Origin of the sequence: Chachezhania sediminis (assembly GCF_009765275.1) — a bacterium.
GTDB lineage: Bacteria > Pseudomonadota > Alphaproteobacteria > Rhodobacterales > Rhodobacteraceae > Chachezhania > Chachezhania sediminis.
Genome location: NZ_VOPH01000002.1, coordinates 711,752 through 725,046 on the forward strand (window position 1 = coordinate 711,752; position 13,295 = coordinate 725,046).

General features: G+C 65.3%; 13 protein-coding genes and 1 riboswitch. Of the genes, 10 read left to right on the forward strand and 3 right to left on the reverse strand.

Features of this window, described 5'->3' with window-relative positions:
* Positions 1–86: 86 nt before the first annotated feature.
* Positions 87–953, reverse strand: coding sequence for a hypothetical protein (locus tag FQK05_RS08310; RefSeq protein ID WP_158965582.1), 867 nt, complete (start codon positions 951–953; stop codon positions 87–89).
* A 187-nt stretch (positions 954–1,140) separates the two neighbouring features.
* Between FQK05_RS08310 and miaB the strand changes: the two genes are divergently transcribed.
* The 8 genes from miaB (at position 1,141) to metK (ending at position 9,221) form a co-directional block, all read left to right on the forward strand.
* Positions 1,141–2,466 carry a tRNA (N6-isopentenyl adenosine(37)-C2)-methylthiotransferase MiaB gene (gene miaB / locus FQK05_RS08315; protein WP_158965584.1) on the forward strand — a complete coding sequence of 442 codons (1,326 nt, stop codon included), beginning with the start codon at positions 1,141–1,143 and terminating at the stop codon, positions 2,464–2,466.
* A gap of 255 nt (positions 2,467–2,721) precedes the next feature.
* Positions 2,722–3,291 carry an OmpA family protein gene (locus FQK05_RS08320; protein ID WP_233270419.1) on the forward strand — a complete coding sequence of 190 codons (570 nt, stop codon included), beginning with the start codon at positions 2,722–2,724 and terminating at the stop codon, positions 3,289–3,291.
* Positions 3,292–3,302: 11 nt separating this feature from the next.
* Positions 3,303–3,602, forward strand: a complete 300-nt coding sequence (locus FQK05_RS08325; protein WP_158965586.1) for a hypothetical protein — start codon at positions 3,303–3,305, stop codon at positions 3,600–3,602.
* A 148-nt stretch (positions 3,603–3,750) separates the two neighbouring features.
* A complete protein-coding gene (locus FQK05_RS08330; RefSeq protein WP_158965588.1) occupies positions 3,751–4,761 on the forward strand; it encodes a PhoH family protein in 1,011 nt (336 codons plus the stop codon).
* Positions 4,762–5,262 carry an rRNA maturation RNase YbeY gene (gene ybeY, locus FQK05_RS08335; protein WP_158965590.1) on the forward strand — a complete coding sequence of 167 codons (501 nt, stop codon included), beginning with the start codon at positions 4,762–4,764 and terminating at the stop codon, positions 5,260–5,262.
* Between the two features lie 173 nt (positions 5,263–5,435).
* Entirely contained in the window at positions 5,436–6,371 is a 936-nt protein-coding gene (locus FQK05_RS08340; RefSeq protein ID WP_233270420.1) for a hemolysin family protein, read from the forward strand.
* 28 nt (positions 6,372–6,399) lie between these two features.
* A complete protein-coding gene (gene lnt / locus FQK05_RS08345; protein ID WP_158965592.1) occupies positions 6,400–7,944 on the forward strand; it encodes an apolipoprotein N-acyltransferase in 1,545 nt (514 codons plus the stop codon).
* A gap of 39 nt (positions 7,945–7,983) precedes the next feature.
* Positions 7,984–8,033: riboswitch (SAM-SAH riboswitch) on the forward strand.
* Positions 8,034–8,039: 6 nt separating this feature from the next.
* Positions 8,040–9,221: a methionine adenosyltransferase gene (gene metK, locus FQK05_RS08350; protein WP_158965594.1), complete on the forward strand. Its 1,182-nt coding sequence runs from the start codon at positions 8,040–8,042 to the stop codon at positions 9,219–9,221.
* A gap of 22 nt (positions 9,222–9,243) precedes the next feature.
* Here the strand turns inward: metK and FQK05_RS08355 are convergent, their stop codons facing one another.
* Positions 9,244–9,933 carry an endonuclease/exonuclease/phosphatase family protein gene (locus FQK05_RS08355; protein ID WP_158965596.1) on the reverse strand — a complete coding sequence of 230 codons (690 nt, stop codon included), beginning with the start codon at positions 9,931–9,933 and terminating at the stop codon, positions 9,244–9,246.
* 5 nt (positions 9,934–9,938) lie between these two features.
* Positions 9,939–11,354 (reverse strand): cardiolipin synthase, encoded by a 1,416-nt coding sequence (cls, locus tag FQK05_RS08360; protein ID WP_158965597.1) that lies wholly within the window; start codon positions 11,352–11,354, stop codon positions 9,939–9,941.
* Positions 11,355–11,462: 108 nt separating this feature from the next.
* Here cls and trmB point away from each other — a divergent pair, with 108 nt between their 5' ends.
* Positions 11,463–12,161, forward strand: a complete 699-nt coding sequence (trmB, locus tag FQK05_RS08365) for a tRNA (guanine(46)-N(7))-methyltransferase TrmB (RefSeq protein WP_158965598.1) — start codon at positions 11,463–11,465, stop codon at positions 12,159–12,161.
* A 41-nt stretch (positions 12,162–12,202) separates the two neighbouring features.
* A complete protein-coding gene (locus FQK05_RS08370) occupies positions 12,203–13,279 on the forward strand; it encodes an amidohydrolase family protein (RefSeq protein ID WP_158965600.1) in 1,077 nt (358 codons plus the stop codon).
* Positions 13,280–13,295 lie beyond the last annotated feature (16 nt).

Genomic DNA, 13,295 nt, shown 5'->3' on the forward strand with positions numbered 1-13,295 from the left:
TCTTCTAAAATACTCCAGGGGTCCGGGGACAGCGTCCCCGGCCGGCCGGCCGCAGGGCCCGCGGCCGGGCTCTTGCCGGCGGGCGCTCAGAACCACTGCCCGGGCTCCATCAGCCCCATGTCCAGCAGCTGCCTGGAATTCCACTCGAAGGGGATCGAGTTCAGCCAGCGGAAGGTCTCGATATCATAGGTCGAGCCCGGGTTGCGCTTCAGCGCCTTGGCCGTCCGGAACGAACATATCGCGGCCGTCAGATTGTGGTGCCAGGGGCAGGAATAGGTGTTGTATTCCTCGATGTTGAAGGTGTGGTCGGGCCGGATCTGCAGGCCCTCCTTCGCCTTGAACAGCGCGATCCGGTCGATCTTGCGGCTGCGGGGCGGAATGTGCTCCTCGAACCGCCAGCGCAGGCCGCCATAGAAGTCCAGCTGCCGGTCCTTCGCGTCGCCGCTGACGGTGTCCTTGCGTGCCTGCGCGTAATAGCCCGACCGGTCCAGCAGCGCATGTTCCAGCGACACGGCTTCGGGAAAGCGGTGCAGGTCCCCGGCGTAAAGGTCGACGACATAGGTCAGCATCGCGTCGCGGCGTTCTTCCGTGTGGAAGGTCAGCATCTCGCCCACCGTCCGCGACTCGCAGAACGGATAGAACAGGTATTCGGCGTTGTAGCAGTAATAGAACCAGGTGCCGTGCGCGGCCGGGATCAGGCGGTTGATCGTCTCGAACACCGTTTCGGGCCGCGGCACCTCGTAGGGGATGCGGTGGACTTTCTCCTCGATATCCGGGGGCAGGGTGAAGCTGTCGGGCATGAAGGCCAGGACCGACCGGAAGCCCGATCCCAGGTGATGGGCCAGGGTCGTCACGACCTCGACGTCGTCTTCGACGAAGATCAGCGCCACCGGCCCGCGGGCCAGGACCGCCACGCCCCGGCGCAGGAAATCGTCAAGCGATGCGTACTTCATACCCGGGCCACGGCCTCACCATTTCAACGCCCCGGCCCGCATCCACGCGCGGGGCCGGTCCTGCCTATGGCCAGTGTCTGGCCTTTTCCAGCAAATTCCGCTAACTGCGGCCCCAATGCAAGCCGACCGCCCCGTCCATTCCAGGGCATGTCGGCCAAGACCTCCCATCCCTCGACCGGACCGATCCATGACGGCGCACAAGAAACTCTTCATCAAGACCTATGGCTGCCAGATGAACGTCTACGACAGCGAGCGCATGTCCGAGGCGATGGAGAAGGCGGGCTATCGGCCGACGGATTCGGCCGAAGATGCCGACATGATCCTGCTGAACACCTGCCATATCCGGGAAAAGGCCGCGGAAAAGGTCTATTCCGAACTGGGCCGGTTCCGGGGGCTCAAGGCCGACAAGCCCGATCTGAAGATCGGCGTTGCCGGCTGCGTCGCCCAGGCCGAGGGCGAGGAGATCGTGCGCCGCCAGCCGCTGGTCGATCTGGTCGTGGGGCCGCAAAGCTATCACCGCCTGCCGGAAATGGTCGCCAAGGTCGACAGTGGCGCCCGCGCGCTCGACACGGACTTCCCGGCCGAGGACAAGTTCGAGCACCTGTCCGCCCGCCCCAAGGCGGCCCGCGGCCCGACTGCCTTCCTGACGGTGCAGGAAGGTTGCGACAAGTTCTGCGCCTTCTGCGTCGTGCCCTATACCCGCGGGGCCGAGGTCAGCCGCCCCGCCGACCGCGTCCTGACAGAGGCCCGCGACCTGGTCGACCGCGGCGTACGGGAAATCACGCTGCTGGGCCAGAACGTGAACGCCTATCACGGTGCCGGCCCCGACGGCGACTGGTCGCTGGCCAGGCTGGTGCGGGAACTGGCCCGCGTCGACGGGCTGGAGCGGATTCGCTACACGACTTCGCACCCCAACGACATGGAAGACGACCTGATCGCCGCCCATGGCGACGAGCCGAAGCTGATGCCCTACCTGCACCTGCCGGTTCAGTCCGGGTCCGACCGGATCCTGAAGCGGATGAACCGCAGCCATACCGCCGAATCCTATCTGCGCCTGATCGAACGGATCCGCGCCGCGCGGCCCGACATCCTGATGTCCGGCGATTTCATCGTGGGATTCCCGGAAGAGACCGAGGCCGATTTCCAGGCCACGCTCGACCTGGTTCAGGCGGTGGGCTATGGCTATGCCTATACCTTCAAGTACTCGACCCGCCCCGGCACGCCGGCGGCGGAACGCCCCCAGGTCGATCCGGCCGAGGCAGACGACCGCCTGCAGCGCCTGCAGGCCTTGATCCACCGCCAGCAGCACGAGGTGCAGGACGCGATGGTCGGCCGCACCGTCAAGGTCCTGTTCGAAAAGCCCGGCCGCAAGGATGGGCAGATGGTCGGCAAGTCCGAGTACCTTCATGCCGTCCATGTCGACGAAGCGGGGCCCCAGACCGGCCAGATCCGGACGGTCGAGATCGTGAAGTCCGGGGCCAATTCGCTTTTCGGCAAGCTTTCCGGGACCTGATCGGGGTAAAATGAAGGCGAGTCGGCTTTGGGGCCTTTCTTGGGGTCAAAATCGAAGGTTTCTTGCGGCCCGTTTGCGACAAGAGCCCGAAAATCATGGATCTGATGACTGTCGGGTGACGATTTGACGTTTTTTAATCTTCTTTTTGGACAGTTCCTTTCATATGGATGATGTAGCAATGGCCTTCGCGGTCTGCGGGCGTCCCGGCATGGGATCCGGCGCGGGCGGCTGTGGTGAAATGTGGGGAATGTAACGGTGATCAGACTGGCAAGAATGATCGTGGCGGTGATGGCGCTTTGCGGCGCCATGACGGCCGGGTTTGCGGGCATGGCGTCAGCTCAGGGTAACAAGGCGGTCAAGGGTGTGGGCGAAATCTACGAACCCACCATCTGGGTCGATCCCGACGGATGCGAACACTGGGTGATGGACGACGGCGCCGAAGGTTTCATGACGCCGCATGTGCGCCGCGACGGAACGCCGGTCTGCCGGCGGATCAAGGCCTGCGGCACGCTGGCGGCGGACCAGTTCTTCGCCGATGGCAGTGCCACGATTTCCGCGGCAGGGCGGCAACGCCTGGCCAAGTTCTTCCGCAACCAGAAGGCCGAGGGCTTCATCGTCAGTGGCCACACCGACAGCGCCGGCGCATCCCAGGCGAACCGCAAGCTGTCGACCGAACGCGCAGCCGCCGTGGCTGCCGTCGGCCAGGCGGTCGGGGCCAAGATCATCTCGGTCAAGGGGTACGGTGAGCTTCAGCCGCGGGCGTCGAATGCCAGCGAAACCGGCCGGGCGCAGAACCGGCGTGTCGACATCGTTTGTGTGAACTGAGGAGAAGACAGATGCGTAAAGTTACGGCCCTTCTTCTTCTTGGTGCGGCGGCAGGTCTTGCTGCCTGCGACACGGCCACGGTGAACAAGACAGTCGACCACGGCCTGGACCGCAAGGACCTCAGCCAGCTGGAAGCGGGGATCTGGGTCGACCCCACCGGGTGCGACCACTGGATCATCGACGACGGCTTCGAAGGCTACCTGTCGCAGCGGCTGTCGCCGGAAGGCAAGCCGGTCTGTTCGGGAATCGCCCCGCCGGGAGTGGCCACCGGTCCCTACAAGGGCGACAGCTGGGTTTCCGACATCCTGTAAAGGGTGCCGGTTGGCCCATATGGCGTCCAAGGAACGGGCAATACACTGCCTGTAGTGTTTCAACTTCGTGAAATGTGCGGTTCCGTGCTTGCGCGATGGCCCCTGAAACTGGCACGCTCGTCCCATAGACCCGAGCGAGGAGAGCGGATTGGCCATTCGTGCCCTTACCCCACCGCCTAACGAGATTGCGCGTCCTGACGTGCAGATCGAATTCCCCGACAATCGTCTGCTGATAGACCTGTGTGGCGAGCACGACCGGAACCTGGTCGCGATCGAAAGCGCATTGTCCGTCCAGCTGGTCCGACGCGGCAACGTCATCGCCGTGATCGGAGAGCCTGCGGCCCAGACCCGTGCGGCCGAGATCCTGAACGCGCTTTACGCGCGGCTGGAAGCCGGCCGCCCGCTGGAACCGGGGGATCTGGACCGCGAGTTCCGGATGGGCCGCCCAGCACCCTTCGATCCGGATCAGGACGCGGACGACCAGCTGGAGATGTTCAACGGCGACCACGTGGAAATCCGAACCCGAAAGAAGATCGTCGAGCCCCGGACCGAGGCGCAGAAGGCCTATGTCCGTGCGCTGTTCGACAATGAACTGGCCTTCGGCATCGGCCCGGCGGGCACCGGCAAGACCTATCTGGCGGTGGCCGTGGGCGTGTCGATGTTCGTGACCGGCCAGGTCGACAAGATCATCCTGTCCCGCCCCGCCGTCGAGGCGGGCGAGCGCCTGGGCTTCCTGCCCGGCGACATGAAGGACAAGGTCGATCCCTACATGCAGCCGCTTTACGATGCGCTGAACGATTTCCTGCCGGGCAAGCAGCTTCAGAAGATGATGGAGGAAAAGCAGATCGAGATCGCGCCGCTGGCCTTCATGCGGGGGCGGACGCTGTCCAATGCCTTCGTCGTGCTGGACGAGGCGCAGAATGCCACCACCATGCAGATGAAGATGTTTCTGACCCGCCTGGGCGAAGGCAGCCGCATGGTGATCACCGGCGACCGCAGCCAGGTCGACCTGCCGCGGGGCGTGGCATCGGGCCTTGCGGATGCGGAACGGTTGCTGAAGGCGATCCCGCGGATCTCGTTCAACTATTTCACCTCGAAGGACGTGGTCCGGCACCCGCTGGTCGCCGCGATCATCGAGGCCTACGAAGCCGACGCGTGAATGGTCGCCGACGTCCAGCTTGAAGATCCGCGCTGGGAAGCCTGCGACCTGGAGGCCATAGCCGAGGCGGCGGCGGCCGCCGTCTGCATCTGGGCGGGGCTGGACCCGGACCTGGTCGAAGTGGCGGTGCTGGGTTGTGACGATGCGCGCATCGCCGAACTGAACGGCGATTTCCGCGACAAGCCGCAGCCCACCAACGTGCTGAGCTGGCCGGAAGAGGAACTGGGCGCGGACCAGCCTGGCGGAAAACCATACTCGCCCTCGCCGGACCATGACGGGCAATATGCCCTGGGCGATATCGCGATCGCCTGGGAGACGTGCGAACGGGAAGCGCTGGAGGCCGGCAAGCCGATCAAGGACCATGCGACGCATCTGGTCGTTCATGCGATGTTGCATCTTCTGGGTTACGATCACGTCCAAGATGCAGATGGCGACTTGATGGAGGCCATAGAGGTTGAAATACTTTGGAAATTGGGTATCGCGAACCCATATGCGGACTGATGAATTGATTTGACGGTGAAGGGGCACGCGCCCCGACATGCCGGACAGGAAAAATGGGCGATAACGACGGTAGTTCTGGCGCGGCGCAGGGCGCGCAGGCGAAGGCCCCCACCGGGGCCACATCTTTAAGACCGACAGAGGCCACGCGGCCCCGGGCGGTCGCACCTTCAACGATGCAGTCGCCCCCGGCGACGGTCCAGCCCCTGCGGCCGGGCGTGATGCCGATGGTCCAGGCGGCTACGCAGCCGGTCCAGCCGCCCGCGCCCGCCGCGGTGACGCCGCTGCCGGCATCGGCCCCCGGCACGGGCGTGTGGAAGCGGCTTCTGGGCAAGCTGCGCCCCGATGCGGCACAGTCCGGTTCCACCAATGGCAGCCCGGCGGCACAGCCCCCGCGGCACGGTATGATCAACCTGCGCAGGATGCGGGTCGAGGACGTTGCGATCCCGACCGCCGACATCGTGGCCCTGCCGATCACTTCCAGCCGCGAGGACCTGGTCCATACCTTCCGGGAAAGCGGCTATAGCCGGATCCCGATCTATGACGGCACGCTGGACACGCCGCTGGGCTTCGCGCACCTCAAGGACTTTGCGCTCAGCTACGGGTTCAATGGCAACGGGTCGGATTTCGACCTGCACGCGATGCTGCGGCCGCTGCTGTTCGTGCCGCCGTCCATGCCCATCGGTGTGCTGCTGACCAAGATGCAGACCCAGCGGCGCCACATGGCGCTGGTGATCGACGAATATGGCGGGGTCGAAGGCCTGGTCACGATCGAGGACCTGATCGAACAGGTCATCGGCGAGATCGAGGACGAGCACGACACCGACGAAAGCCAGACCTGGCGCAAGGAAAAGCCCGGCGTCTATGTTGCGCTGGCCAAGACGCCGCTGGACGAATTCGAAGCCGCCATCGGCCGGTCGCTGACCGATCACGAGGACGTGGCTGAGGAAGAGGTCGACACCCTGGGCGGACTGGTCTTCATGTTGTCCGGACGGGTGCCGACGCGCGGCGAGGTGATCCCCCATCCCGACGGCCCCGAATTCGAGGTGATCGATGCCGATCCCCGCCGCATCAAGCGCCTGCGGGTCCGGTTGAAGGAAGAGACCGCCTGAAGGCCGCTGTTCACGATGATCCCCAGCCATGACTGACGGACCCAAGCTCCGGCACGGCCGGCGCCGCCTTGCGCTTCTGGCGGGCGGGTTGATCCTTGGCGCCCTGGGTGCCCTGGGGCTGGCGCCGCTCTACCTGTGGCCGGCGACCGTCATCATGCTTCTGGGCGTGGCTTTTGCGTTCGACCGCTGCCGCACGGCGGGGCAGGCGGCGCTGTTCGGCCTGGCCCTGGGGGGCGGCTGGTTCGGTATCGGCCTGTCCTGGATCGTCGAGCCGTTCTTTGTCGATGCCGCGCTGACCGGCTGGCTGGCGCCCTTTGGTATCTTCTTCATGGCGGGTGGCATGGCGCTGTTCTGGGCGGCCGCCTTCTGGATCGCCTTCCGGATGGGGCGGACGCTGAACGCACGCATCTGGGCGCTGTGCCTGACCTGGACGCTGACGGGCCTTGCCCGCGGTTACATCCTGACCGGCTTCCCCTGGGCGGGCCCCTCGCAGATCTGGGTCGACAGCGCGCCCGCGCTGCTCCTGGCCTGGATCGGCCCCTATGGTCTGACGCTGGCGACCTTCGCGGCCGTCCTGCCGCTGGGTGTATTCCTGCTGGGCCTGTTGCAACGCCGCCCCGACCTGAAGATGGCCCTGCCGGCCTGCGCCGGGGCCGCCGCCGTCGCCGCGGCCGTCCTGACGGCGCCCGAGGTCACGATGACCGGGCAGACCGTCCGGGTGGTCCAGCCCAATGCGCAGCAGGACCTGAAATGGGATCCGCTGTTCCGGGACATCTTCTTCGACCGCCAGATCGACTTTACCGCAGCCGAAGGAGAGACGGGGCGCCCGGACCTGATCGTCTGGCCGGAAACCGCGCTGCTGGCGCTGCTGGACCGGGCCCAGTCCGATCTGGCCCGCATGGCCGGGGCCGCCGCCGGCGTGCCGCTGGCCTTCGGCGCCGTGCGGGACCAGTTCGCCGAAGACGGCGTGCGCTACTACAATACGCTGGCCGTGATGGACGATGCGGGCGACGTGACCGAGCTTTACGACAAGCACCACCTTGTCCCCTTTGGCGAATATCTTCCCTTTCGCGGGCTGATGTCCCGCATCGGCCTGCGCGGCCTGGCCGAGAACATGGGATCGGGCTATTCCTCGGGCCCCGGCCCGGCGCTGATCGACCTGGGGCCTGCGGGCCAGGCGGTGCCGCTGATCTGTTACGAGGCGGTGTTCCCGCAGGACGTGGGCGGCGCGCCGGGCCGGGCGGACCTGCTGTTGCAGGTGACGAACGACGCCTGGTTCGGGTCGCGTTCGGGCCCCTATCAGCACTTGGCGCAGGCGCGGATGCGGGCGGTGGAACAGGGCCTGCCGATGGTACGTGCGGCCAATACCGGCGTGTCCGCCATGATCGACCCGCTGGGCCGGATCCTGGCGCAGATCCCCCTGAACGAGGCGGGCTTTTTCGACGCCGCGCTGCCTGCGCCATTGCCACCCACGCTCTATGCCCGGTCCGGCGACTGGCCGGTCTTCCTGGGGGCGCTCGGGCTGGTCCTCATGTGGATGATGAGGATTTTGGGTAGAAAACGAAGGACATAAGTGTTGACCGGGGGGGCGTGGGGGCGTACCGCGGCTTGATGACCGCCACAACGGCTTCCTGGCGTGGCGGGTATACACCTAATGGAGCGTTTCTCATGGCCCGCAAGAACTATACTTTCACCTCGGAATCCGTTTCCGAGGGTCACCCGGACAAGGTCTGCGACCGGATTTCCGATGCCGTCCTGGACGCCTTCCTGACCGAGGAGCCCGAAGCCCGCGTCGCGTGCGAGACCTTTGCCACGACTGGCATGGTGGTCATCGGCGGCGAGGTCGGTCTGTCGGACCAGGAGAAGCTGAAGAACTACATGGGCCGCATCGGCCAGATCGCCCGCGACTGTATCAAGGATATCGGCTACGAGCAGGAGAAGTTCCACTGGAACACCTGCCACGTGCTGAACTTCCTGCATGAACAGTCCGCCCACATCGCCAAGGGCGTGAACGCGGCCGAGAACAAGGACGAAGGCGCGGGCGACCAGGGCATCATGTTCGGCTACGCCGTGACCGAAACGCCGGAACTGATGCCGGCGCCGATCACCTACAGCCACAAGATCCTGAAGCGCCTGGCCGAGGTGCGGAAATCGGGCCAGGAACCCGATCTGCGCCCCGATGCGAAAAGCCAGATCTCGCTGCGCTACGAAGACGGCAAGCCGGTCGAGGTGACGTCGATCGTGCTGTCGACGCAGCATGCCGACGAAAGCCAGGATTCCGACGTGATCCGCGGCATCGTCGAACCCTATATCCGTGAAGTGCTGCCGACCGAATGGATCACGGAAAAGACCGAATGGTGGATCAACCCGACCGGCACCTTCGTGATCGGCGGGCCGGACGGTGACGCGGGCCTGACCGGCCGCAAGATCATCGTCGACACCTATGGCGGTGCCGCCCCCCATGGCGGTGGCGCGTTTTCGGGCAAGGATCCCACGAAGGTGGACCGTTCGGCGGCCTATGCAGCGCGCTATCTGGCGAAGAACGTCGTGGCCGCGGGCATCGCGGACCGCTGCACTGTGCAGCTGTCCTATGCCATCGGCGTGTCGAAGCCACTGTCGATCTATGTCGACACCCACGGCACCGGCGAGGTTCCGGAAGAGGTGATCGAGAAGGCCCTGGGCCAGGTCATGGACCTGTCGCCCCGCGGCATCCGCGAGCACCTGCAGCTGAACAAGCCGATCTACCAGCGCACCGCGGCCTATGGCCATTTCGGGCGCGAGCCCGATGCCGATGGTGGCTTCTCGTGGGAAAAGACCGATCTGGTCGAGGCCCTGAAGAAGGCCGTCTGACGGATGCGGCCAGGCGGGACGCCTAGTCCCGCCGCAGTGCGAATTCCGCCCAGATCGGCAGATGATCGGAAGCGGTCCGGCTGACCGGATCGCTTTCCACGCCCGAATTCGTGACCTGAAGCCCCGGACCATGGGCCAGCCGGTCCAGCGCCGCCACCGGGTAGGCGGCCGGAAAGCTTGCGACATGGGGCACAGGGCTGAACGACGGCGCCAGGGGTTCATGCGCGTGGCGCGCCGACCATTCGTTGAAATCGCCGCCGATGACCGTCCGCGGAGCGTTGTCGTCCTCCAGCAGGGTCCGGATCGTTTCCAGCTGCTTGCGGCGCGACGGGCGCAGCAGGCCAAGGTGCACGCCCACCACCCGGACCGGCGTCCTGCCCTTCACCTCGACCGACACGGCGCCCCGGGGTTCCAGCCCCGGCAGGTCGAAACGCTGGATCTGTCCGATGTCGATTCCGTTCCGGACCAGAACCGCGTTGCCGTGCCAGCCGATGCTGACATCGTTTTCGGCAAGCGGAGCGACGTGATAATCCGTCTCGCGCTCGATCAGTTCGCGGGGCAGGGCGGTGGGGCGGGGCCCCAGGCGCAGGTCGGCCTCCTGCAGAAGGACCACGTCGGCGCCCATTTTCGAGACGACATCAAGGATACGTTCCGGCGCGCGCTTCTGGTCCAGGCCGCGGGCCTTGCGGATGTTGTAACTGGCAATCTTCATCGGGCTCACAGGATCGGGGCGAACAGCCTTGCAACGGGGGCGCCATAGCGGATCTTGGGCGGCTGCTGGTCCAGGGTCTTTTCCAGCAGCACGGCCCGTTCAAGGTCGCGCAGCAGCATCGTTTCGACCGCCTGCGCGGCGCGTTTATCGAACAGGACCGCCATCGTCTCGAAGTTCAGGCGGAAAGACCGGTTGTCCATGTTCATGGATCCCACGGCCGCCATACGGTCGTCGACCAGCACCGCCTTCTGGTGCAGGAACCCGTCGTGATAGCGCCAGATTTCCACGCCCGCGGCGCGGCATTCGTCGAAGACGGCGAAGGCGGCCAGCCAGGGCAGGGTATGGTCGATCATGTCGGGGACCATGATCTTTACGTCGACGCCCCGAAGGGCGGCCTGTTTCAGCGCGCTCAGCACGTCGATGTCCGGCACGAAATAGGGCGAGGATACCCAGATCCGTTCCTTGGCTGCGACGATGGCCGACAGGAAGAACAGCGTTCCCGTTTCCATGTCGTCGGCGGGACCGGCGGGCAGGATCAGCCCGGTCATGTCGGCCTCGGCCCTGGCCGGGTCCCAGTGCAGGGGCTTGATCAGCACCTCGCCGGTCGCCCAGTGCCAGTCCTCGGCATAGGCAACCTGCAATTGCGAGACCATGGGCCCCCGAAGCCAGATGAAGGTGTCCCGCCAGTTCCCAAAAGCCGGGTCGCGGCCCAGGTATTCGTCGCCCACGTTCAGCCCGCCGGTAAAACCGTGGATCCCGTCCACGATCAACGTCTTGCGGTGATTGCGGTAATTCATCTGAAGCCGCCCGCTGCGGTGGTTCAGGCTGCGCCGGCTGGGGACGGTGATCCCGGCCTCGCGCAGGTTTTCCAGATAGGCCTCGGGCAGCGAGTGGCTGCCGACGGCATCGTAGATCAGCCGGACCTTCACACCGCGGTCTGCAGCCGCGATCAGGTGTTCGGCGAATGCCTTGCCGATGTCGTCGTCGTGGATGATGTAGAACTGCGCCAGGATGTAGTTCTGGGCTCCGTTGATGGCCTCGAACAGGGCGGCAAAGGTTTCGTCGCCGTCCACCAGCAGCGTCATGTCGTTGCCCGAGGTGGCGCCAAGTGCTGCCAGCTTCTCGAACGGCCTGGGGTCGACATCGCCCCGGGACAGGCCCGGCGGAAACCGCTGGGCGAATTCGCTGGCCGCTTCGATCACGCGACCCGTCTCGCGCCGCGAGACCAGGTAGTTGCGATAGCGGTGGTGGCCAAGGAACAGGTAGCTCAGCAAGGCGACATGGGGGGCCGACATCAGGAACACCACCCAGCCCACCGCGCCCTGCGGGGTGCGGGATTTCTGGATCGCCCGCCACGAGGCGACGATGGCCGCGAAGAAAAGCAGCGTCGCGATGGTGGACAGGATCAAGGCGATGTTCATTCTTTTCTCCCTCGGGTCGGTCGAGGTGCATCAAACCTCATTCCGGGCCCGTTGTCTTGTCGTGTGGCCCCGTTGCCCCCGAACCCGTTGCACGCTAAACGCGCGCCCATGACATCGACCCGTCCTTTCCGCAATTTCTACGGCCGCCACAAGGGCAAGACCCTGAAGGCCAGCCAGAAGACCTATCTTGACGAAGACCTGGCGCAACTGTCGCCGGGCCCGGTCGGCTGGGAAGAAAATCCCGACCGCGCGCCCCTGGACCTGAAGGGGCTGTTCGGCGACCGTCCCGTCTGGCTTGAAATCGGCTTCGGCGGGGGTGAACACATGGTGCACCAGGCGGCCGGGAACCCGGACGTGGGCATCATCGGGGCCGAACCCTACATAAACGGTGTGGCGATGCTTCTGGGCAAGATCCGCAAGGCCGGCGTGACCAACCTGGCGGTCCATCCGGGCGACGCGCGCGATCTGTTCGACGTGCTGCCCGAAGGATCGATCGACCGGGCCTTCCTTCTGTACCCGGACCCCTGGCCCAAGACACGCCACCATCGTCGCCGCTTTGTCACGCCGGAACACCTGGATCCCTTGGCAAAGGTCCTGAAACCCGGCGCGATCTTCCGCGTGGCCACCGACATCCCCGACTACGTCCGTCAGGCACTGATCGAGATCCCGAAGGCCGGTTTCGAATGGCTGGCGGAAAAACCGCAGGACTGGCGCGAACCCTGGGCCGACTGGTTTTCGACCCGGTACGAACAGAAAGCCCTGCGCGAGGGTCGCAGTCCGCATTACCTGACTTTCCGCAAAGGTTGATCGCGCGCTACCATGGGCTGAAACGGGATCGGGGTCAGTCCATGAAGCATATTCGCATCACCAATTGTCATACGCATCTTTTCACCTCGGCCCATGTGCCGGACAGCTACCCCCACTGGGCCCTGCGGCCGCTGAAGAGCAGCCCCAACCTGGTCACCTTCATCGCCTGGATCCTGTCCCTGCTGGGCTTTGACGAGGCGGCCGTCCAGGTTCGCCGCCTGCGACGATTCCAGGAAGAGACGGCCTCCTCCAGCCAGCAGGAAGTGCTGGAGCACATGCGTCTGCATTACCCGACCGACACCCGCTTCGTCGTGCTGCCCATGGACCTGTCGCAGATCGGCTATGGTGCGCCGTCCGTTCCGCTGGCCGACCAGCATGACGACCTGCACCGGCTGGCGACCAGCGCGGACTTCGGCCCCAGCCTGATCCCCTTCGCCACTATCGATCCGCGCGCGGACCCGCAGGCAAAGGAGCTTTGGCGCGCCATCGACTCGCTGGGCTTCAAGGGCATCAAGATCTATCCGCGGCTGGGCTTTTCGCCCACCGACCCGGTGCTGATGGAACATGTCTACCCCCGGGCCGAACAGCTTGGCCTGCCGGTCATGACCCATTGTTCCCGCGGTGGCGTGAAGCAACATGGCCTGCCCGACCGGATCGCGGACCATTACACCGATCCGATGACCTATCTGCCGGTGCTGAAGCGGTTCCCCGACCTGAAGGTCTGCCTGGCCCATTTCGGCGGGCAGCGCGACTGGGAGGCCTACGTGAATCCGGAATTGCCGTCGCCCTATCACGACGAACGGGTGCGGAACTGGCAGGTGATGATCCGCCAGATGATCTGCAGCGGCGACTATCCGAACCTCTGGACCGACATCAGTTACACGTTGTTCGATTTCGAGGAATACATCCCCTTCCTGCGGACCTTCCTGACCGGCGATGACGAAGGCACGGAACGGTTGCGCAGCCGGGTGCTGTTCGGGTCCGATTTCTACATGACAAGGCAAGAGGCGCTGTCGGAACGCGCGGTCTGCATCCGGCTGCGGAACGCCCTGGGAGAGGAGCTGTTCCACCGCATCGCCGAGGTGAACCCCGAGGTGTGGCTGGGCGAGCGGGCCTGAGCGCCGAAAGGTCATT

Excerpts from the sequence above, each read along its gene's own strand:
- lnt (WP_158965592.1), top strand. The coding sequence starts at position 6,400 with ATGACTGACGGACCCAAGCTCCGGCACGGCCGGCGCCGCCTTGCGCTT.
- FQK05_RS08310 (WP_158965582.1), bottom strand. The coding sequence starts at position 953 with ATGAAGTACGCATCGCTTGACGATTTCCTGCGCCGGGGCGTGGCGGTC.
- FQK05_RS08370 (WP_158965600.1), top strand. The coding sequence starts at position 12,203 with ATGAAGCATATTCGCATCACCAATTGTCATACGCATCTTTTCACCTCG.
- metK (WP_158965594.1), top strand. The coding sequence starts at position 8,040 with ATGGCCCGCAAGAACTATACTTTCACCTCGGAATCCGTTTCCGAGGGT.
- cls (WP_158965597.1), bottom strand. The coding sequence starts at position 11,354 with ATGAACATCGCCTTGATCCTGTCCACCATCGCGACGCTGCTTTTCTTC.
- ybeY (WP_158965590.1), top strand. The coding sequence starts at position 4,762 with ATGGTCGCCGACGTCCAGCTTGAAGATCCGCGCTGGGAAGCCTGCGAC.
- FQK05_RS08340 (WP_233270420.1), top strand. The coding sequence starts at position 5,436 with ATGCAGTCGCCCCCGGCGACGGTCCAGCCCCTGCGGCCGGGCGTGATG.
- miaB (WP_158965584.1), top strand. The coding sequence starts at position 1,141 with ATGACGGCGCACAAGAAACTCTTCATCAAGACCTATGGCTGCCAGATG.
- FQK05_RS08325 (WP_158965586.1), top strand. The coding sequence starts at position 3,303 with ATGCGTAAAGTTACGGCCCTTCTTCTTCTTGGTGCGGCGGCAGGTCTT.
- FQK05_RS08355 (WP_158965596.1), bottom strand. The coding sequence starts at position 9,933 with ATGAAGATTGCCAGTTACAACATCCGCAAGGCCCGCGGCCTGGACCAG.
- trmB (WP_158965598.1), top strand. The coding sequence starts at position 11,463 with ATGACATCGACCCGTCCTTTCCGCAATTTCTACGGCCGCCACAAGGGC.